Below are 17,566 nucleotides of genomic sequence, written 5' to 3'. Positions count from 1 at the left end.
TGCAGCGCCGAAAGCGCCGAGTCTAACCGCTGGCGCGTCTGCGAGAGCTCAACCTCGATGGACGGGAGGCCGCGGGGTGCTCTCCACCATTGTAAGCGACAACTGCCAGGCGGCAAATCTCCACTCACCGCCTCACATCAACGCCAAACCGCTCCCTCTGCCCCGCCCACTCCACCGGGAACGGCGCCATCAGATCCTGCAAGGTCAGATGCGCCGCCTGCTTCCCCGCCAGGATCGCTTCCACGATATCCGGCGCCAGCAGCGCGAGCCGCACCACTCGACTCACAAACGACGCCCCGATCTTCTCAGCCCTCGCGATCTCGTCCAGACACCCGTACGTTCCGTTCTCGAGCAGCTTCTGCCAGCGAAACGCCCTGGCGATGGCCTTGACCATCGCGTTGTCGATGGTGGCCGCCGGTGCCGGGTTGCCCTGAGTCCCATCCGGCAATACGATCACCTTGCGACCACCCCGCTTCTTGAAGGTCATGGGCAGATCAACCGAAATGACCTCAGCACTCATCACGCCGCCTGCCGCTCGGGCATCACCGACCGGATCAGGTCCCGCATGCCCGCCGTCTTCATGTCAATGCGCAGGCCCGTCGGGCTGACCGTCACCCGCTCCACGAGCAACTGGATGATTCGCGCCTGCTCGGCGGGGAAGAGTTCATCCCACACCGGTTCGATCGACTGCAGCGTCGTGATCACCTGCTGCGCGTCCGCTGTCGGATCGAGCGTCGTCACCTCGCGGATCGTCTGCGACGTCAGCTCGGGCGCCTGCAAGACTTTCCGCACCTGCGCGATCACCGCCGCCTCGATCTCGCCGGCTGGCACGCGCGGCACCGAGCACGCCTCCTTTCCGATCTTCATCGACGCCGTATTCACATAGTAGCGATACACCTTGTCGCCCTTGTAGGTGGCACCCGGCGTCATCGCCCACCCATCGTCGGAGAAGATCAGCCCCTTCAATAGGGCGGGGGCTCGCGATGGCCGATTCTGCCGAGCCCGTTGTTCCGGCTCCCCACGTCCTAGCATCGCCTGCACCTGCTCCCACAGCGCCCGATCCAGAATCGCCTCGTGCTCGCCCACGAAGTGCTGGCCCTTGTATGCGGCAACCCCGATGAAGACCGGATTCTTGAAGAGCTTGTACAGGTAGCCCTTGTCGATCAGTTTGCCCGTACGGGTCTTGTCCTTCAGCGTGGTCCAAGACTTCGTCGTCACGCCTTCGGCGCGCAGTTCCCGGCACAGGGCGGTCATCGATCCGAGCGCGATGTAGCGCGCGAACAACCGCCTGACCAGCGCCGCCTCAGTGGGGTTCGGCACCAGCTTGCGCTCGACGACATCGTAGCCCAGCGGCGGCATCCCGCCCATCCAGATCCCCTTCGCCCGACTGGCAGCGATCTTGTCTCGCACACGCTCCCCGCCGAGTTCCCGTTCAAACTGCGCAAACGACAAAAGGATGTTCAGCGTCAGCCGCCCCATCGAGGTGGTGGTGTTGAAACTCTGGGTTACGCTGACAAAGGTCACCTTCTGCGCGTCGAACAACTCCACCAGTTTCGCGAAATCCGCCAGCGATCGCGACAGGCGGTCGATCTTGTACACCACGATCACGTCGACCAGGCCCTCCCGGACATCCTCCAGCAGGCGCTGCACACCGGGGCGGTTGAGCGTGCCGCCCGAGAAGCCGCCATCGTTGTACGCGTGGTCCAGCGCCACCCAGCCTTCCGATCTTTGCGAGGCGATGAACGCCTCACAGGCATCGCGCTGCGCGTCGAGCGAGTTGTAGTTCTGCTCCAGCCCTTCCTCGGTGGACTTGCGCGTGTAGATCGCGCAGCTCAGTTTGCGGGTCATCACATTCATGCAGACCTCCTTGACCGCAGGCCAAAGAACGCCCAGCCGTTCCAAACCGTGCCGGTGATCGCCTTGGCGATTGCCGACAGCGACTGATAGCGCTGGCCCTGGTATTCGAAATGCCCGGCCTGAACGGTGACCTCGTAAGCCGTGCCCTGCCACTCGCGGATCAGCCGCGTGCCCACCACAGGCCGGTCGTCAACCCGGCGACTGCGAACCCGCGCCCTGCCGCCATCGAGTTGCTCGCCGAGCTGTTCGAGACGTTTCACGGTGCTGGTCTTCAGTCCGCCATAGGCCAGCTCTTGCAGCCGGTAGGCCAAGCGGTTCTCCAGGAAGCGCCGGTTGTAGGCCGGCGGTTCCGTGTTGAACAGGTCGCGCCACAATTGCTTCAATTCGCCAATCGGGGTGGTCTTGAGGGCCACCACCCGGGCCAGTACGTCGGTCATGCCGTGTCTCTCCTGGGGTTCGGAACAGGCAAATGAACGCGCTGTTCGCTCCCGAATTCAAGGGCTTTCTGACGCTGCCGCAGGCGCAGGACGCCGTGCGCCAGGATCATGGCGATGGCGCGCACCGGACTGATGGGCGGGTGGTTGCAGGGATCGTGTTTGGCGGGCATGAAGGTTTATACCGACTGAGCCCGCGCTTCGTCTCAGCTACCCTCGGCGCAAGACGAGACTCTGGTGCTCGACACCGATGGCCGTCGGGCTCTTGGTGACGGAGGCCGACCGAGGCCCGTTCAAGTATCCATCCGCCAGCACCCAGGCTGCGTCCCGAGTGCCGGCACCTCCGGTGTCCATACCCGCGCCGTGAAGATTTGTTCACGGCCGTGAGCAAACGTTCACGCGCCGGAAGAAACACCGCCGGGGTGTGACCAAAGGCACCCCACGGCGGCATTGAATCTTCCGCGGCATCTCCGGCACGATGGGCTCCGTGGGAAAGGGAGGCACCGATCGGCTCTGCGGCTCTCGGCGACGGGAGCGGAGAGCCGCAACGGGCCGAACACGCTCGGGGAGGGAACCATGGCGTCAGATCGGATGGGGAGCAGCGGCGACAGGGCGCGCGCTGAGGTGGAGAGGCCGGCGTGGATCATGGGCATCCGCTCGTTGCTCGAAGGTCAGCTGGAACTGCTGTTCGAGCACGCCAGCGATCTCGGCAATCTCTCGCTGCAGATGGACCACGCCGGCCATCAGGGCGAGTGGCAGGGCGCGAACGGACAGGAGCAGCGGCTACCGCGAGTCTTCCGCCGGCAGGGCAAGGACGAGGACCGGTTCGACGCCGTCCAACGCGAGGCCGACGAGTGCCGTGGGCAAGCCGCATGCTTGGCCGAGATGCTGGTGACGCTCGGTCATCTCGAACGCGCCGTGCAGGCCCATCCGTTGCACCCGCGAGGGCAAGGGGAAACCCGCCCCATCTGGAATCACCGTCTTGTCTGGCCCAACGGTCCAGCGGACGGACTGTGAAACGTAGACCACGAGGAGGAGGTCCATCATGCGTACGTGCCGGAGATTTGCGCATTTCGATCCCCTGACGGGCGAAGTGCCTTACTGGCCCTATCCCGAACTGAGCGATATCGTCGGGCGAGCGCGCCGGCTGCTCAGCGGACGCAGCCGCGAGGAGATCCATCATCTCGCCAGCGTAGCGAACGACGTCATCGCCGAGTATTTTGCTCTGGCCCAGCATCGAGAGGTGTCCCGGCTCTTGGCGCAAGGCCAGGCGGACTTCCTGGAAGTCGACCCGCAAGGCTGGATTCTGGGGATCAAGCCCGAGCGGATTGATGAACTTGATTTCCGGCGACCGGAGAACACGCGCGAAGCGGACGCACTGGAGGCCGGCTCAGTGGCTTGGCCCGATGCCTTCGGAGAACCGGCCTCTCCTCCGGTGCTCAGCCGATGCCTGGCGTCGCTGGCCTTGGCGCACGTAGGCGACGCGGTCCATCGGCTGCACTACCAGTACGACTTCGAGAAGCGTCAGTACGTCCACCAGAAAGCCAAGAGGCTACAGCCCTACGATTACATCTTGGCGGGACAGGCGACCATCGCGGCGACAGCGGCCGTGGATCGCTCCGAGCACTTGATCGAAGCCCGGGGCGTCCTTGAACATGCCGGCGAACATCCCCAACCCGCATCACTGGCGGCCAGCGCTGAGGTGGGGATCGCCGGGGAGCAGACGTCATTGGTGCGGCCCGCGGACGAGGCCGGCCGGAGAGTCGAGCACGCCCGGCATATGGCCGCACGCAGCCTGCGGAACCGCAATGCGTCGCGTGCGGCAGCGCTGGCCGAGTGGGACCGAGACCGCGTCCTGCAGCAACTGAGTCGCGCAAAAGCCGGACAGCGGCTCTCCCAGTGGCTGGCGCGCCAGGACCTCGAGTTATTCGAGCCGCGGACGGTCGCCGCGTGGATCGCCGCGCACGAGAAGAGCCGGGAACAGAGCCGATGAGCGTCTGTTCAACCACGCATGAGCTACAGCTGAGCGTACAGAGCGCTGCAGCGGACCGTACAGAGCGCTGCAGCGGACCGTACAGTGCGCTGCAGCGGACCGTACAGAGCGCTGCATAGCTGAGCGTACAGAGTGCCCTTGGCGCTCACCAGAATTGACCCGTTTCTGCTCACCAAAGCTGACCCACAGCGCGGGCTTGGCGAGAGGTCTGCTCGGGCATGTTGGAGCGTGCGCCGCAAGGGGAGATGTTCTGGCTGCTGAGAATCCGGGAGACGTCTCGCCAGGTTGAGCGGCATCGGTTCCGATGGCGGCTGGTGGCCCGGAGTGATGGAGCGCTGGTCCGAAGACGCTTCTTCGTGAGGGCGCGACCCGGTCCCCCGTCACGGCGCCCGTTACCGGGAACGGCCCCTCCCCGGATTTCCTGGACCGACTGACGGCCAACACACACTCCGGCAGCCCTATCTTGCCGCCCGACATCACCATCTCGTGCGGGGAGCAGCCACCATGGAATTCCGGAGATGCCAGGCGTGCCAAGAGCTCTTTCGGCCACGCCCGCAAGTGGCCGAGCAACGCTTCTGTTCCGCTGCCGCCTGCCAACGCGAACGGCGACGGCGCTGGCAGGCGGCCAAGCGGCAGAACGATCCGGACTATCGCGAGAACCAGAAGCGGGTACAGAAGGCCTGGGCAGAACGCCATCCGGATTATTGGCGGGACTATCGACGCCAGCACCCGGAGTACGCCGAGCGCAACCGTGCCCGGCAGCGGCAAAGGGCGCAGGACAGGGCGACCGGGCAGGTTGCAAAGATGGACGCGTCAAAGGCTGAAATGCCCATTCCTTCAGGCACCTACCGTTTGTCCCGTGTGGTGGACGCCGCGCTTGCAAAGAGTGACGCGTGGATGGTCGAAATCACCGTCATTACAGCGGCTTGCGCCTCACCCTGAGGAATTGCAAAAGACGACGTGCTCGCCCTGGCGGCAGGTGGCCGCTACGCTGGGTCCGACAGGAGGTTTCTCGCATGGATCAGTCGTCGGCTGTGGGGGTTCTGACCCTCGACCTGCACCGTCTCGAATTGCGCTACGCATCGCTTCGCCTGCCGGACCCGCCGGCGATCACGCGTCTGGCCCGATCGATCGCCGCGGATGGGCAGTTGGTTCCCTGCATCGCGGTCGCCGGGGAGGGCCAGGCGTTCATCCTGGTCGACGGTTATCGCCGGATCGCCGCGCTGCGTTCCCTCGGGCGCGACCGGGCAGAGGTCGAGTGCTGGCCGGTGGACCTCGTGCAGGCGCTGTTGGGCGTGTTGGCGCGTACGCACAGCCGATCGTTCGCGCCGATCGAAGAAGCCTTCCTGTTGCGCGAGTTGATTTCCGGCGCGTCGTTGAGCCAACACGAAGTCGCCCGGCGTTGCGGGCGCGATGCGAGTTGGGTCAATCGCCGCCTGCAACTGCTCGGGGGTCTGTCGGATGCCTTGCTCGAGGCCGTACGCCAGGGGCAGGTGTCGACTTGGGCGGCGGTGCGCATCCTCGGACCGTTGGCGCGCGCCAACAGCGCGCACGCCGAACGACTGCTCGCGACCCTGCGCCAAACGCCCCTGTCAACGCGGCAGTTGGCCAACTGGTTCGCGCAGTACCAACGCGCTGCGCGACCCGTGCGTGAGCGCATGGTCGAGTCCCCGAAACTGTTGCTCGAGGCCGTCGCAGCCCGGCAAGAGGAGCAGGTTGCCGAACGTCTGCGTGCTGGGCCGGAAGGCGAGGTGCTCGCCGATGTGCGCATCCTGGAAGCCGTCGGCACCCGCCTGAAGCGGCGTTTGTCCGCATTGAGTTCGTCCGCGACCCCTCTGCCGCCGGTCGTCAGGACGGCCGTGGCTGCTCTGCAACCGGCGCTCGAATCGTTGCAGCGCCATCTGACCCGGATCTGCCCACATGATATCCAAAGAGATTCGTCAATCCGTCCAGACGCTGCATCAGCAAGGCCTGGCGATACGCGAGATCAGTCGGCTCTTGAGTCTCTCGCGTAATACCATTCGCCGCATTCTGCGATCGCCGGTTCTTGCCGAGGCGCGCGAGCCCGCGTGCCCGGCGCCGGTACGCCTCTGGCTCCCTGCCGCTTTCGCGCGCGTGCGCGGCAACGGGGTCCGCCTACAGGAGATGCTGCAGGCGGAACTGGGCGTCGATCCCGGCTACAGCACGCTCACCCGCTGGATCCGGGAAGCCGGCCTGCGCACCCCGCCCAAGCGCTCGGGCGAGTATGTCTTTGCGCCCGGCCAGGAGATGCAGCACGATACCTCGCCGCACCGCGTGACCCTCGCCGGCAAGACGCTGACGGCACAATGCGCGTCCTTGATCCTGGCGTACTCGCGCTGTCTGTTCATCCGGTACTACCCGCGCTTCACGCGCTTTGAGGCCAAGCAGTTCCTGCTCGAGGCGGTGCGCTTCCTGGCCGGCTGCTGCCCGACCTGCGTCATCGACAACACGAGCGTGATCGTCGTCGACGGCGCCGGCGACGACGCGGTGTTCGCGCCCGAGATGGTGGCGTTCGCGCGCACGCTGGGATTCGCCTTCCGTGCCCACCCGGTCAATCAACCCGATCGCAAGGGGCGCGTCGAAAGACCCTTTGCCTGGGTCGAAGGCCATTTCCTGGCCGGCCGGACGTTCGCCGATTTCGCCGACCTGAACGAGCAGGCGCGGGCCTGGTGCGAGACGGTGGCGAATGCCAAGCCGAAGCGTGTCCTCGGGATGGCGCCGAGCGCGGCCTACGCGGTCGAGAGGCCCTGCCTGCAACGGCTGCCGGCTGTCCTGCCACCGGTCTATCAGGTGGCCGAGCGGGTGGTCGATCTGTACGGCTTCGTGTCGGTCGAGACCAATCGCTACTCGGTTCCCGAACGCTGGGTGGGGAAGACGCTGACGGTGTATCTGTATTCCGACGAACTGCGGATCTGTGCGCGCGACGAGGTCGTCGCGGTGCACCCGCGCCTGATCGGTATCCGCGGTGCGAAGCAGAAGCTGCCCGGACACCACCCGACACCGCAGGGCCGACTCCGCACGCCAGCGCCCGAGGCGACGTTGCTGCAGGGGCACCACCCGGTGCTCGACGCGTACGTCGCGGCTCTGGTCAAACAGGCGCATGGCCGCGGGGTGCGGCCGCTGCGCCGCTTGCTGGCATTCCGGCGGACTTATCCGCAAGCACCCTTCCTGGCCGCAGTGGCGCAGGCGCTGCAGTTCGGTCTCTTCGATCTCGGCCGCCTGGAGGCGATGATCCTGCAGCAGGTCGCCGGGGCGTTCTTCCATCTCGACGAGGGGGATGAGGATGCGTGAGCGCCTGCGTGCCCTGATCGAGCAGATGCGTTGCTCCGGCATCGCTCGCGTCCTCGACGAGGAACTCGATGCCGCCGAGCGGCAAGGTTCGCCCGTTGCGGAGGTCGTCTTTCGTCTGCTCAGCGCCGAAGACGCGGCGCGGCGCGAGAAGAGCCTCGCTTATCGTCTGGCGCAGGCGCGTCTGCCCTGGCCGTGGACCTTGCAGTCGTTTCCCTTTGCCCACCAGCCGAGCGTGAACAAGGCGCAGGTCCTGAGCCTTGCGGGACTGGACTTTCTGCGGCGCGGCGAGAACCTGCTGCTGATCGGCCCTCCCGGAACGGGCAAGTCGGGAATCGCCGTCGGGCTCCTGCGCGAAGCCTGTCTGAATGGCTACCGTGCCCGGTTCTATAACGCGCAGGTTCTGCTCGACGAGTTGTATGCCTCGCTCGCCGACCGCTCGACGGTCGGGCTGCTCAATCAGTTGTGCCGCCTGCCGCTGATCGCCATCGACGAACTCGGCTACCTCAACCTGAAACCCGAGCAGGTGAATGCGTTCTTCCGCCTGATGGACCAGCGCTACAGCTTGCGTCTGTCGACGATCGTCACGACGAATCTCGACCTGCCCGACTGGTACGAGCTGTTTCAGAAGAAGGCGCTGGTCGATGCGCTCCTCGACCGCCTGCAGCATCGCTGCACGATCCTGCGCCTGAGTGGTTCGAGTCTGCGCAGCGAACCGGCCGTTTCCCAGGAACGCCAGACGACGGCCCCGCCGGCTGCCCCCACGCGCGCCACGTCGCGCAAGAGGACTTCGCCAGACGCGTCCGCGTAGCGCTTGCCAGTGCCAGCGAACGGCGGCAGTGGGTTCGCCCCGCGTCACGGTCGCTTCTCGCCGACCGCGACGCCGGCCCAACGTCCGAAAACGCCGGTCTGCATGGCAGTCAGCGCGATACTGCCGCTCTGACTGCCACGCCCCAGCGTATCGCCCCTGCGCTGCGTCAAGGGACGCTGCGCCAGGCTGCGAAAAGCCGCAGCCTGCCCTTGACCCAGTTCCGGGGCGCCTCTCCCGCAACGCCACGGCTGCCCTCCCATACGCCAGAAGTCCCCGCGCACCGCTTGCCGAACCCCGCTGCCGCAACCCCTTCACCCTCGCCTGAAGCCGCGCACAGACCACCACCTGTGCCTCCGATGGATCCATTCTCGTGAGCGAAAAAGGGTCAGGTTTCGTGAGCGTCAAGGAGTGCTGCGGAGTGCGCAAATTGAGCTGCATAGCAGACCGTACAGAGAGCTTGTAGCGGAGCGTACAGAGAGCGCAGCTCTCGTATTTCTTTTCTTTTTCGCGATCCCGATGATGACCCTGCCCCAACACCACAGGAGTCATCATCATGGAAGCCCACCCACGAGCCCGGCGATGGCCTGAGCCACCGCACGACGTTGAGCCCGGCGCCGGTCATTCACCGCCGTGCGGTGTCGCTGGCCCGTGCGCCAACCAGGTGTACTTCGAGTCGGCTTGGCAGGCTGCCAAGACCCGTAGCTACCGGGCGGCGGTCCGCTTCGGCCTGTCCCGGGCCGACCGGGAGGATCTCCATCAGTCGCTGCTCCTTGACCTGCTGGAGCGTGCCGGCGAGTTTGATCCGAGCAGAGGCAGTGCCGGGACCTTCACCGGAATCGTCTCCGCGCATCGCGCCTCCGGCTTCCTCGAAGACCTGAAGAAGGATCGTTGGCGTCTGAGCTTTGGCTTCAGCGACGAGACCGACGATCGCGAACTGGATCAGCTCGACGCACTGGCCGCGCCAGACTCCATGGTGCCGCTGTGGGGCGAGGTTTCCAACCCGTATGACGAGATACATGTCCTGCGGGATCTCGAACAGGCCATTCGGCTCATGGACGACGAGCAGCGCTCGCTGCTCCACCTGCTGACGGACGAGGACGATCTTCCCTCTGCCAGCCGGAGCGCCGGTGTGTCGCGGGCCACTTTCTATCGCCGGGTCGCCGACCTGCGGATGCATCTACGCATGTTCGGCCTCCAGGCAGCTGCCTGATCCCCACTCATACCCCCCTGAGACAAATCTCCTGGGCGCTCGGTAAAAACCTTCATCGCCCACGCTCTTGTGCCGCGGCCCACTGACGGAGAACCCCATGAACGCTTTCGACCCTCTCTCTGCGCTGTCCCCAGGCGAGGCCAGCCTCCCGGCGGCAGAGTTCGCAGCGCCGCTGTACGTGCCGGCGATACCGCTCACCGACTCGACCCTCTGCGACTGGATCGCCACCGCCCTCCCCGGCGAGCGCCTCCAGTATCACCAGGGGCTGCTGTTGCTCGATCGCTCTGCCACCACCAGCCCGTACCCGCCGAAAGAGCGCCAACGCATCCACGCCGTCGCCAAACGCGCCTGGCTCGCCTGCGAACTCGGCCTGGTGCATCTGGTGAGCCAGCGCGTCGATCCCTTCGTCTTTCGCTACCTCGCCGTTCGCTCCCGGATGACCCCCAAAGCCTCGGACGTCCGGCTGCAACTGCGCACCCCGGCGCACTGAGCGCCCAACCCCTGACCTGACCGGAGAACGTCATGACCCCTCTCGCTTCAAGCCCCTTCGAACCGCTCGCCATTCCCGATCTGAGACTCCAGTCTTTGCTCCAACTGGTCGCCATCGCCAGTGGGCTATCCCGTTCCAAGCAAGCCATTCAGCACTGCGAGGAGGCGCTGCAGGCGGAGTATCAGCGCCGCTTCGCCGAGTTGGCACAGCAAATGCGCCGGCAGCAGGGCAAGGACACCGGCGTCGTGAGCTTCGACGATGGCGACGTCCGGATCACCGCCGACCTGCCCAAGAAGGTCGACTGGGACCAGAACCAGCTCGCCGACATCGCGCGGCGCATCGCCGCCAGCGGCGACGACCCGACCCAGTACCTCGAGATCAGCTACCGCGTCTCCGAAACCAAGTTCAACGCGTGGCCCGAGTCGCTCAAGAGCGCCTTCGTACCGGCACGCACCGTCAAGACGGGCAAGGCGAAGTTCACGCTCGGTCGCGTTGGAGAGGGCCAGCCATGAGCCACTATCCCCTGCATCCCGCCGCCGAGATCTTCCCGGAGATGGATGCGTCGGCCCTCGCCGGGCTGACGGCGGATATCGCGGCCAACGGCCAGCGCGAACCCATCCTGATCCTAAACGGGCAGGTCATCGACGGCCGCTGCCGCCTCCGGGCCTGCGAGCAACTGGGCATCGAACCACTGGTACGCGATGTCAGTGCCGAAGCGATCGATCCGTTTGTCCTCGTCGTGTCCCTCAACCTGCATCGCCGGCATCTGACCGAGAGCCAGCGAGCCACCGTTGCGGCACGGAAGGCAAATATGGCCAGAGGTGGGGATCGGCCCAGCAGGACCGATTCAACTTTCGATTCTGCAAGGTTGCAGAATCGAACTGAGGTTTCCCAGGCTCAAGCCGCGGGCCTGCTGCAGGTCTCGCCCCGCTCGGTCGCCAGCGCCGCCAAGGTGCTCCAGAACGGAACTCCCGAACTCGTGGCCGCCGTCGATCAAGGCCAGGTCGCCGTGTCCACGGCCGCCGAGCTCGCTCTTCTACCGGCCGAAACCCAGCGCGAAGCCCTCGCCCGCACCCCGGACGAAATCCGCGCCATCGCCCGCGAAGTCAAGGAGCGCATTACCGCGGCCGGCGTCTGCGGCCCGTCCGCCGTGCGCATCTTCGACCGGGTCGCTCAAGAGCAAGACCTCTCGGGCAGCGAACAGTGCTCGGTCGTCGAAGCGATCAAGGCCGACGCGCCAGCGCTGCCCACTCCCTCGGAGGCCAAGCGCATCGCGGCCCAGGGGAAACCCGGTCTCGCGGTCCTCGCCACCGACGGACGCTACCACACCGCACCGGTAGACCCGCAGGAAGCCGCGCGGCTGGAGCGCTGGATGCGCTTGCGCGAGTGCCTCGAATCGCTCGCCACCGTTCCCTTCCCGCCCAGCGAAGCCCTGACCTCGATCCCGCCCTACCAGTACCGCAACGTCACCGAGTGGCTGTCGCGGGCGGTTCCGTTCCTTCATGAACTCCACCAACTTTGGAGCCAACACCATGCGTAATCCCACCATGAGCCATCTGCGCGACGCGGTTCGCGAAGAGATCATCCACGCTTTTGAAGTCACCGGCCATGCCAGACCGCGCGAGATCGCTCGCCTGGTCTGCGCCACCCGCACGGCGGACATCCTCACGCTCGGTACCCGCCTCGCCGAGGACGCACTGACCGAAATCGCGCGCCGCGAACTCAAGAAGAGCACGCAAGACCGCAACCCAGTCAGCCAGATGGAACTGCCGGGCGTGCCCGTCGCCCTGATCAGCCAACTGCCGCAGGCCCTCAGCATTCCGGTGGAGCACGCCGACGGCGACACCGACGAGGGCGTGATCTACAAGCCACTGACGCAGGTCACGCTGGCCGACGTGGACGCCCACCTGGACTTGCTGTCGGCTCAGATCGTCGCCGACACCCGCCGTCACCGCGCCGTAAAGGAACTGCGCGACCTGGCGTGGGCTGCCGGCGCCACCAGCGACAGCCTGATCCTGGCCAGTCTGAGCGGCGCGCCACTCCGGATGAAGGAGGCCGCGTAAATGGCACTCCCCATCATCTCAGCCGATCAGCGCTTGGCCGAACGGCGCGGTGTCAAGGGCGTCCTCGTCGGCAAGAGCGGCATCGGCAAGACGTCCCAACTCTGGGCACTGCAGCCGACAGCCACACTGTTTTTCGATCTCGAGGCCGGCGACCTGGCGGTCGAGGGCTGGCCGGGAGACACGCTGCGCCCGCGGACCTGGCAGGAATGCCGCGACTTCGCGGTGTTCATCGGCGGACCGAATCCGGCATTGCGCGAGGACCAGTCATTCAGTTCAGCGCACTTCGATGCGGTGTGCGCCCGCTTCGGATCGCCATCGGTGCTCGACCGGTACGAGACCATCTTCGTCGACTCGATCACCGTCGCTGGCCGCCTTTGTCTGCAATGGTGCAAGGGCCAGCCGCAGGCCTACTCCGAGAAGACCGGCAAGCCCGACAGTCGGGGCGCCTACGGCCTGATGGGCCAGGAAATGATCGCCTGGCTGACCCACCTGCAGCACACGCGCGGCAAGAACGTCTGGTTCGTCGGCATCCTCGATGAGCGACTCGACGATTTCAATCGCCGGGTCTTCTCGTTGCAGATCGACGGTTCGAAGACGGGCCTCGAACTGCCCGGCATCGTCGATGAGGTGATCACCCTCGCCGAACTCAAGGCTGACGACGGTTCGAGTTACCGCGCCTTCGTCTGCCACACGCTGAACGCGTGGGGCTACCCCGCCAAGGACCGGTCCGGCCGACTCGATGCCGTCGAGGAGCCTCACCTCGGCCGCCTGATGGCCAAGATCGCCGGCCCGACCCGACCCGCACCCGAGCGGCTCGACTTCGCTCGTCGCCTTACCCCCTCCATTCCTACTCAGGAGTCCTGACCATGACCTACTTCGATTTCAACTCGGCGGCCGACCAATCCGCCTTCGACCTCATTCCGAAAGGGACCGTTGTCCGCGTCCGGATGACCGTCCGCCCGGGTGGCTTCAACGACCCCACGCAGGGTTGGACCGGCGGCTACGCGACGCGCAACGCACAGACCGGGTCGGTGTATCTCAACTGCGAGTTCGTCGTGCTCGAAGGCGAATTCGCTCGGCGCAAGATGTGGTCGCTGATCGGCCTCTTCAGTCCCAAAGGCCCGGAGTGGGCGAACATGGGACGCAGCTTCATCAAGGCGATTCTCAACTCGGCGCGCGGCATCCACCCGGACGACAGCAGTTCCGCGGCACAGAACGCCCGGCGGATCAGCGGATTTGCCGACATCGACGGCCTCGAGTTCCTGGCGAAAGTCGATTGGGAGAAGGACCAGCACGGCCAGGACAAGAGCGTCGTCAAGTCAGCCGTGACACCGGACCACAAGGACTACGTGGCGTTGATGGGCGCGAGCACCGGCACAACGCAGCCCCCAAGGGGCTTCGGCGATGCGGCACCGGTAGCGACCGGGGGACCCGTCAAGTCTACGGCGGCTGGTGCTTCCCGCATCCCGGCTCCTCCTCCTTGGGCGCAATAGGGAGGCTTGGCCATGATGCTCCGACCGCGCCAACGCCAATTCGTCACCCGTTCGATTGAGGCCCTGCGCACGCACGGGAACACCCTCGGAGTGGCTCCGACCGGCTGCCACGCACCGGGAACACCCATTCTCATGTATGACGGATCAATTAAGCCCGTTGAACACATCGAAGTTGACGAGCTTCTGATGGGGCCAGATGGGACACCACGCCGCGTCCTGAGCCTACATCGAGGAATCGACGAAATGTTTGAGATTCGCCCGCTGAAGGGCCAGTCTTTCGTGATCAACAGCGGCCATATTTTAACCCTGGCTCGCACCAATGAAGGTGATCTCAAGCGGGGCAGGAATCGGGCAGGCGAGGTGGTGGATATCGCGTTGTCCGACTACCTGAACGCATCGGCGAATTACCGCCACCTTCACAAACTGATGCGTGTGGCAATCGATTTTTCAGAAAAACTGTTGCCACCGATCGATCCCTATTTTCTGGGTGTATTGCTCGGCGATGGTGGCATGCAACATGCCCTCAGCATTACGACGCCCGATGCCGAGATTGCCGAAACAATCTTCGCGCAGGCGCCAAAGTTGGGCGTTCGTGTCCGGGTCGAGCAGATCCCCGGCAATCAGGCAAACTCGTACCACCTGGTGCATTCCCTTGGCGCACCCAATCCGCTGATCACTGCTCTGCGCGAACTCGGCCTGTATGGTAAGGGCGCGCAAGAGAAGTTCATACCCCCATCGTGTCTGCTGGGCAGTCGACAAACACGGTTTGCGATTCTGGCCGGGTTACTTGACACGGATGGCCACTTGGCACGACGGACGGTGTTTGAGTACTCCAGCGCTTCACGGCTGATGGCTTCCCAGGTCGAATTCATGGCTCGCAGCCTTGGCTACCTGGCCACGCTGACGCAAAAACATGTCCTGGGGAAAATCTACTGGCGCGTGCATATCAGCGGCGCAACCGAGTTGATTCCGACACGCGTGCTCCACAAGCAGGCGGTGGCACGCAAACAGAAGAAGGATGTCCTGCGTAGCGGCTTCACCGTTCATGCTCTGGGTCGTGGCAGCTACTTCGGTTTCACGATCGATTCCGACCACCGCTACTTGCTGGGTGACTTTACCGTCACCCACAACTCGGGCAAGACGATATGCCTTTCCGGAACTGCCGGCGAGTTTCTTGCGGATCCCGGCGCCAAGGCCTGCGTTCTGGCCCACCGCGACGAACTCACCAGGCAGAACCAAAGCAAGTTCTCGCGGGTGAATCCGGGTGTCTCGACGTCAGTCTTCGACTCCCGCCAGAAGTCCTGGACGGGCCAGGCGACCTTTGCCATGGTCCAGACACTGGTGCGCAACCTGGATCGGTTGCCGACCCTGGACTTGCTGGTGATCGACGAGGCGCATCACTGTGCCGCGCCGACCTACCGCCAGGTGATCGACACGACACTCGCCCGCAACCCGAGGGCGCTGATCTACGGTGTCACGGCGACTCCGAACCGGGGAGACGGCAAAGGCCTGCGCGAGGTGTTCTCGAACGTCGCCGACCAGATTCGGATCGGGGAACTGATTCGCTCCGGCCACTTGGTACCACCGCGCACCTTCGTCATCGACGTCGGAACGCGCGATGCCCTCGACGGAGTGAAGAAGCTCGCCGAGGACTACGACATGAACGCCGTCGCCTCGATCATGAACAACGCGCCGGTGAACGACGCCGTCGTCCGGCACTGGAAGGAGAAAGCCGCCGGCCGGAAGACGATCGCCTTTGCCGCCACCGTTGGACACGCCGTGGCCGTCCGCGATGCCTTCATCGTCGGTGGCGTTGCCTCGGCGGTGGTGCACGGCGAGATGTCGGATGGTGAGCGCAAGGCCACCCTGGACGCCTTCGAAACCGGCGAAGTCACCGTCCTCGTCAATGTCGCGGTGTTGACCGAGGGTTACGACTACACGCCGACGTCGTGCATCGTCCTGCTGCGTCCGAGTTCGTACAAGTCGACACTGATCCAGATGATCGGACGTGGGCTGCGCGTCGTCGATCCGACCGAATACCCCGGCCTGATCAAGACCGACTGCATCGTCCTCGACTTTGGCACCGCCTCGCTCAAACACGGCAGCCTCGAGCAGGACGTGGACCTGGACGGCTTTGAGACCGATGAGGACAAGGCGCAGACCAAGAGCTGCCCGGAGTGCGACGCGGAGATTCCCCAAGCCTCGCGGGAGTGTCCCTTGTGCGGACACGTCTTCCGACCGCAGGCGCTCGAAGAAACCGGGATCCTCGAGGACTTCGTGATGAGCGAGATCGATCTCCTCGCCCGCTCCAATTTTTCCTGGTGCGATCTGTTTGGCGATGACTGCGCGTTGCTGGCCACGGGATTCTCGGCTTGGGGCGGCGTCTTCTTCCTGGATGGTCGGTGGTACGCAGTCGGCGGACGGGGCGGCATTCCAGCAACGCTGCTCGGTGTCGGCGAGCGGACGGTGTGCCTGGCCCAAGCGGACGACTGGCTCAACGAGCACGAAACGCAGGACGCGGCACACAAGAGCCGGCGGTGGCTGACGGAAGCACCGACCGAGGCCCAGTTGCGCCATCTGCCGCCGGCGCTCCGCGCGGACTACGGATTGACCCGCTATCAGGCTTCGGCGCTGATCACTTTCCAGTTCAACAAGCGTGCGATCCAGCAGCTCGTCTATGCGGAGAACGAGCGCTATCTGGAGGCCGCGTGAGATGCGCCGTCTGCTCTCGCCAAGCGCGCGGCTTCGGCCATTTCCACTCCGCGCTGCCGCGCACGGATCCACGGCGAACTGCGAAGCGCTGGCAGTTCTGCTCGATGCGCTGTCTCGACGCCTTCTCCAGATTGATGACGCGCCTCATCGGACTGCAGGAGGACGCCATGGTTGACCCGACCGAGATGGAAATCGCCGCCATGCATGCCGCCTTGGCACCGCTCGGAGACTTGGTCGTCGCCGCCGGTCTGGAGCGCCCGCTGGCCGAATACCGCAAGGAGGAAGTGCTGCGCTTGATCGAGGTCGTCGTCGACGCCTATCAGGCGCACATGATCGAAGAGCACGAACGCCTGGCGGCCAAGGAGCGCGCGTACTTCGAGGCAAGGCTGAGCCGTGCGCCCAGCTCGTCGGGAGGGTCGCGGTAATGCTCGACTTCAATCATCAACCCAGGCTCCACGAGCGCTTCACGCAGGTGATCGACCAAGCGCTCGACGCCGAGCGTGCCCACCAAATGCCGCGCCAGTACCTCGGGGCCTCACGCCTCGGGGTGAGCTGCGAGCGTGCGCTGCAGTTCGAATACGCCGGCGCTCCGGTCGACCCTGGGAAGGGTTTCTCGGGGCGAACGCTGCGGATCTTCGAAGTCGGACATGCCCTCGAGGATCTGGCGATCCGTTGGCTGCGCCTGTCCGGCTTTGACCTCCACACGCGTCGGCGGGACGGCAGCCAGTTCGGCTTCTCGGTCGCTGGCGCGCGGATTCAGGGCCACGTCGACGGCGTCATCGCGGATGGACCGGCCGATCTCGGTCTCGTGTTCCCCTCCCTCTGGGAGTGCAAGACGATGAACGACAAGAGCTGGCGGGAGACGGTGAAGAAAGGCGTCGCGGTCGCCAAGCCCGTCTATGCGGCGCAGATCGCCGTCTACCAGGCGTACATGGAAGCGGCCATTCCGGGGATCTCCACCCACCCGGCGCTGTTCACCGCGATCAACAAGGATACGCAGGAACTGTGGTTCGAACTCGTCCCGTTCGACGGCGGACTGGCGCAGCGGATGTCCGATCGCGCGGTCCGCGTGATCCAGGCCACCGAAGCGGGAGAACTGCTGCCGCGTGGCTTCGTCGATCCCAACCACTTCGAGTGCAACTGGTGCGACTGGCAGGAGCGCTGCCAGCGAGTGGGAGGCGGTCGATGAGGACG

The 17,566-nt window shown here is 65.2% G+C and carries 20 protein-coding genes; 17 read left to right on the top strand and 3 right to left on the bottom strand.

Annotated elements, in window-relative coordinates:
• Window positions 1-124: 124 nt before the first annotated feature.
• From HT579_04460 to HT579_04450, 3 genes are read right to left on the bottom strand one after another with little or no spacing between them, the layout of a single operon-like run.
• Window positions 125-520, bottom strand: coding sequence for a hypothetical protein (locus HT579_04460; protein ID QKS28251.1), 396 nt, complete (start codon window positions 518-520; stop codon window positions 125-127).
• The gene (locus tag HT579_04455) at window positions 520-1,857 is read right to left on the bottom strand and encodes a recombinase family protein (GenBank protein ID QKS28250.1); all 1,338 of its coding nucleotides are present in this window, start codon (window positions 1,855-1,857) and stop codon (window positions 520-522) included. Before HT579_04455 ends, HT579_04460 begins: the two co-directional genes overlap by 1 nt.
• Window positions 1,854-2,294, bottom strand: a complete 441-nt coding sequence (locus HT579_04450; GenBank protein QKS28249.1) for a DUF2924 domain-containing protein — start codon at window positions 2,292-2,294, stop codon at window positions 1,854-1,856. The genes HT579_04455 and HT579_04450 overlap by 4 nt, the downstream gene beginning before the upstream one ends.
• Window positions 2,295-2,326: 32 nt before the next feature.
• Here HT579_04450 and HT579_04445 point away from each other — a divergent pair, with 32 nt between their 5' ends.
• The 17 genes from HT579_04445 to HT579_04365 all read left to right on the top strand — a co-directional run bounded on the left by HT579_04445 (window position 2,327) and on the right by HT579_04365 (window position 17,561).
• Window positions 2,327-2,563, top strand: a complete 237-nt coding sequence (locus HT579_04445) for a hypothetical protein (protein QKS28248.1) — start codon at window positions 2,327-2,329, stop codon at window positions 2,561-2,563.
• A gap of 304 nt (window positions 2,564-2,867) precedes the next feature.
• Window positions 2,868-3,308 carry a hypothetical protein gene (locus HT579_04440; GenBank protein ID QKS28247.1) on the top strand — a complete coding sequence of 147 codons (441 nt, stop codon included), beginning with the start codon at window positions 2,868-2,870 and terminating at the stop codon, window positions 3,306-3,308.
• 238 nt (window positions 3,309-3,546) lie between these two features.
• Window positions 3,547-4,284 carry a hypothetical protein gene (locus HT579_04435; GenBank protein ID QKS28246.1) on the top strand — a complete coding sequence of 246 codons (738 nt, stop codon included), beginning with the start codon at window positions 3,547-3,549 and terminating at the stop codon, window positions 4,282-4,284.
• Window positions 4,285-4,788: 504 nt separating this feature from the next.
• The gene (locus tag HT579_04430; protein QKS28245.1) at window positions 4,789-5,226 is read left to right on the top strand and encodes a hypothetical protein; all 438 of its coding nucleotides are present in this window, start codon (window positions 4,789-4,791) and stop codon (window positions 5,224-5,226) included.
• 74 nt (window positions 5,227-5,300) lie between these two features.
• Window positions 5,301-6,299, top strand: coding sequence for a ParB N-terminal domain-containing protein (locus HT579_04425; protein ID QKS28244.1), 999 nt, complete (start codon window positions 5,301-5,303; stop codon window positions 6,297-6,299).
• A 16-nt stretch (window positions 6,300-6,315) separates the two neighbouring features.
• Complete coding sequence (locus HT579_04420; protein QKS31499.1) at window positions 6,316-7,596, top strand: DDE-type integrase/transposase/recombinase; 1,281 nt, start codon at window positions 6,316-6,318, stop codon at window positions 7,594-7,596.
• Window positions 7,589-8,404 (top strand): ATP-binding protein, encoded by an 816-nt coding sequence (locus tag HT579_04415; protein QKS28243.1) that lies wholly within the window; start codon window positions 7,589-7,591, stop codon window positions 8,402-8,404. The genes HT579_04420 and HT579_04415 overlap by 8 nt, the downstream gene beginning before the upstream one ends.
• Window positions 8,405-8,957: 553 nt before the next feature.
• Window positions 8,958-9,614 (top strand): sigma-70 family RNA polymerase sigma factor, encoded by a 657-nt coding sequence (locus HT579_04410; GenBank protein QKS28242.1) that lies wholly within the window; start codon window positions 8,958-8,960, stop codon window positions 9,612-9,614.
• A gap of 97 nt (window positions 9,615-9,711) precedes the next feature.
• Window positions 9,712-10,104, top strand: a complete 393-nt coding sequence (locus HT579_04405) for a hypothetical protein (GenBank protein ID QKS28241.1) — start codon at window positions 9,712-9,714, stop codon at window positions 10,102-10,104.
• A 32-nt stretch (window positions 10,105-10,136) separates the two neighbouring features.
• On the top strand, window positions 10,137-10,616 hold the full coding sequence (locus tag HT579_04400) for a hypothetical protein (GenBank protein QKS28240.1): 480 nt from the start codon (window positions 10,137-10,139) through the stop codon (window positions 10,614-10,616).
• Window positions 10,613-11,644 (top strand): ParB N-terminal domain-containing protein, encoded by a 1,032-nt coding sequence (locus HT579_04395; GenBank protein QKS28239.1) that lies wholly within the window; start codon window positions 10,613-10,615, stop codon window positions 11,642-11,644. The genes HT579_04400 and HT579_04395 overlap by 4 nt, the downstream gene beginning before the upstream one ends.
• Entirely contained in the window at window positions 11,607-12,167 is a 561-nt protein-coding gene (locus tag HT579_04390) for a hypothetical protein (protein ID QKS28238.1), read from the top strand. The genes HT579_04395 and HT579_04390 overlap by 38 nt, the downstream gene beginning before the upstream one ends.
• Complete coding sequence (locus HT579_04385) at window positions 12,168-13,031, top strand: ATP-binding protein (GenBank protein ID QKS28237.1); 864 nt, start codon at window positions 12,168-12,170, stop codon at window positions 13,029-13,031.
• 2 nt (window positions 13,032-13,033) lie between these two features.
• The gene (locus HT579_04380; GenBank protein ID QKS28236.1) at window positions 13,034-13,660 is read left to right on the top strand and encodes a hypothetical protein; all 627 of its coding nucleotides are present in this window, start codon (window positions 13,034-13,036) and stop codon (window positions 13,658-13,660) included.
• Between the two features lie 6 nt (window positions 13,661-13,666).
• Complete coding sequence (locus HT579_04375; protein ID QKS28235.1) at window positions 13,667-16,372, top strand: DEAD/DEAH box helicase family protein; 2,706 nt, start codon at window positions 13,667-13,669, stop codon at window positions 16,370-16,372.
• Window positions 16,369-16,797 carry a hypothetical protein gene (locus HT579_04370; protein ID QKS28234.1) on the top strand — a complete coding sequence of 143 codons (429 nt, stop codon included), beginning with the start codon at window positions 16,369-16,371 and terminating at the stop codon, window positions 16,795-16,797. Before HT579_04375 ends, HT579_04370 begins: the two co-directional genes overlap by 4 nt.
• Window positions 16,797-17,561 carry a hypothetical protein gene (locus HT579_04365; protein ID QKS28233.1) on the top strand — a complete coding sequence of 255 codons (765 nt, stop codon included), beginning with the start codon at window positions 16,797-16,799 and terminating at the stop codon, window positions 17,559-17,561. Before HT579_04370 ends, HT579_04365 begins: the two co-directional genes overlap by 1 nt.
• Window positions 17,562-17,566: the final 5 nt, after the last annotated feature.

It is taken from the genome of Candidatus Accumulibacter similis (assembly GCA_013347225.1).
GTDB lineage: Bacteria > Pseudomonadota > Gammaproteobacteria > Burkholderiales > Rhodocyclaceae > Accumulibacter > Accumulibacter similis.
The sequence above is the reverse complement of the archived record's forward strand: the minus strand, read 5'-3'. Positions and strand labels throughout refer to the sequence as shown.

Excerpts from the sequence above, each read along its gene's own strand:
- HT579_04460 (QKS28251.1), bottom strand. The coding sequence starts at position 520 with ATGAGTGCTGAGGTCATTTCGGTTGATCTGCCCATGACCTTCAAGAAG.
- HT579_04455 (QKS28250.1), bottom strand. The coding sequence starts at position 1,857 with ATGAATGTGATGACCCGCAAACTGAGCTGCGCGATCTACACGCGCAAG.
- HT579_04450 (QKS28249.1), bottom strand. The coding sequence starts at position 2,294 with ATGACCGACGTACTGGCCCGGGTGGTGGCCCTCAAGACCACCCCGATT.
- HT579_04445 (QKS28248.1), top strand. The coding sequence starts at position 2,327 with ATGAACGCGCTGTTCGCTCCCGAATTCAAGGGCTTTCTGACGCTGCCG.
- HT579_04440 (QKS28247.1), top strand. The coding sequence starts at position 2,868 with ATGGCGTCAGATCGGATGGGGAGCAGCGGCGACAGGGCGCGCGCTGAG.
- HT579_04430 (QKS28245.1), top strand. The coding sequence starts at position 4,789 with ATGGAATTCCGGAGATGCCAGGCGTGCCAAGAGCTCTTTCGGCCACGC.
- HT579_04425 (QKS28244.1), top strand. The coding sequence starts at position 5,301 with ATGGATCAGTCGTCGGCTGTGGGGGTTCTGACCCTCGACCTGCACCGT.
- HT579_04415 (QKS28243.1), top strand. The coding sequence starts at position 7,589 with ATGCGTGAGCGCCTGCGTGCCCTGATCGAGCAGATGCGTTGCTCCGGC.
- HT579_04410 (QKS28242.1), top strand. The coding sequence starts at position 8,958 with ATGGAAGCCCACCCACGAGCCCGGCGATGGCCTGAGCCACCGCACGAC.
- HT579_04405 (QKS28241.1), top strand. The coding sequence starts at position 9,712 with ATGAACGCTTTCGACCCTCTCTCTGCGCTGTCCCCAGGCGAGGCCAGC.
- HT579_04400 (QKS28240.1), top strand. The coding sequence starts at position 10,137 with ATGACCCCTCTCGCTTCAAGCCCCTTCGAACCGCTCGCCATTCCCGAT.
- HT579_04395 (QKS28239.1), top strand. The coding sequence starts at position 10,613 with ATGAGCCACTATCCCCTGCATCCCGCCGCCGAGATCTTCCCGGAGATG.
- HT579_04390 (QKS28238.1), top strand. The coding sequence starts at position 11,607 with ATGAACTCCACCAACTTTGGAGCCAACACCATGCGTAATCCCACCATG.
- HT579_04385 (QKS28237.1), top strand. The coding sequence starts at position 12,168 with ATGGCACTCCCCATCATCTCAGCCGATCAGCGCTTGGCCGAACGGCGC.
- HT579_04380 (QKS28236.1), top strand. The coding sequence starts at position 13,034 with ATGACCTACTTCGATTTCAACTCGGCGGCCGACCAATCCGCCTTCGAC.
- HT579_04365 (QKS28233.1), top strand. The coding sequence starts at position 16,797 with ATGCTCGACTTCAATCATCAACCCAGGCTCCACGAGCGCTTCACGCAG.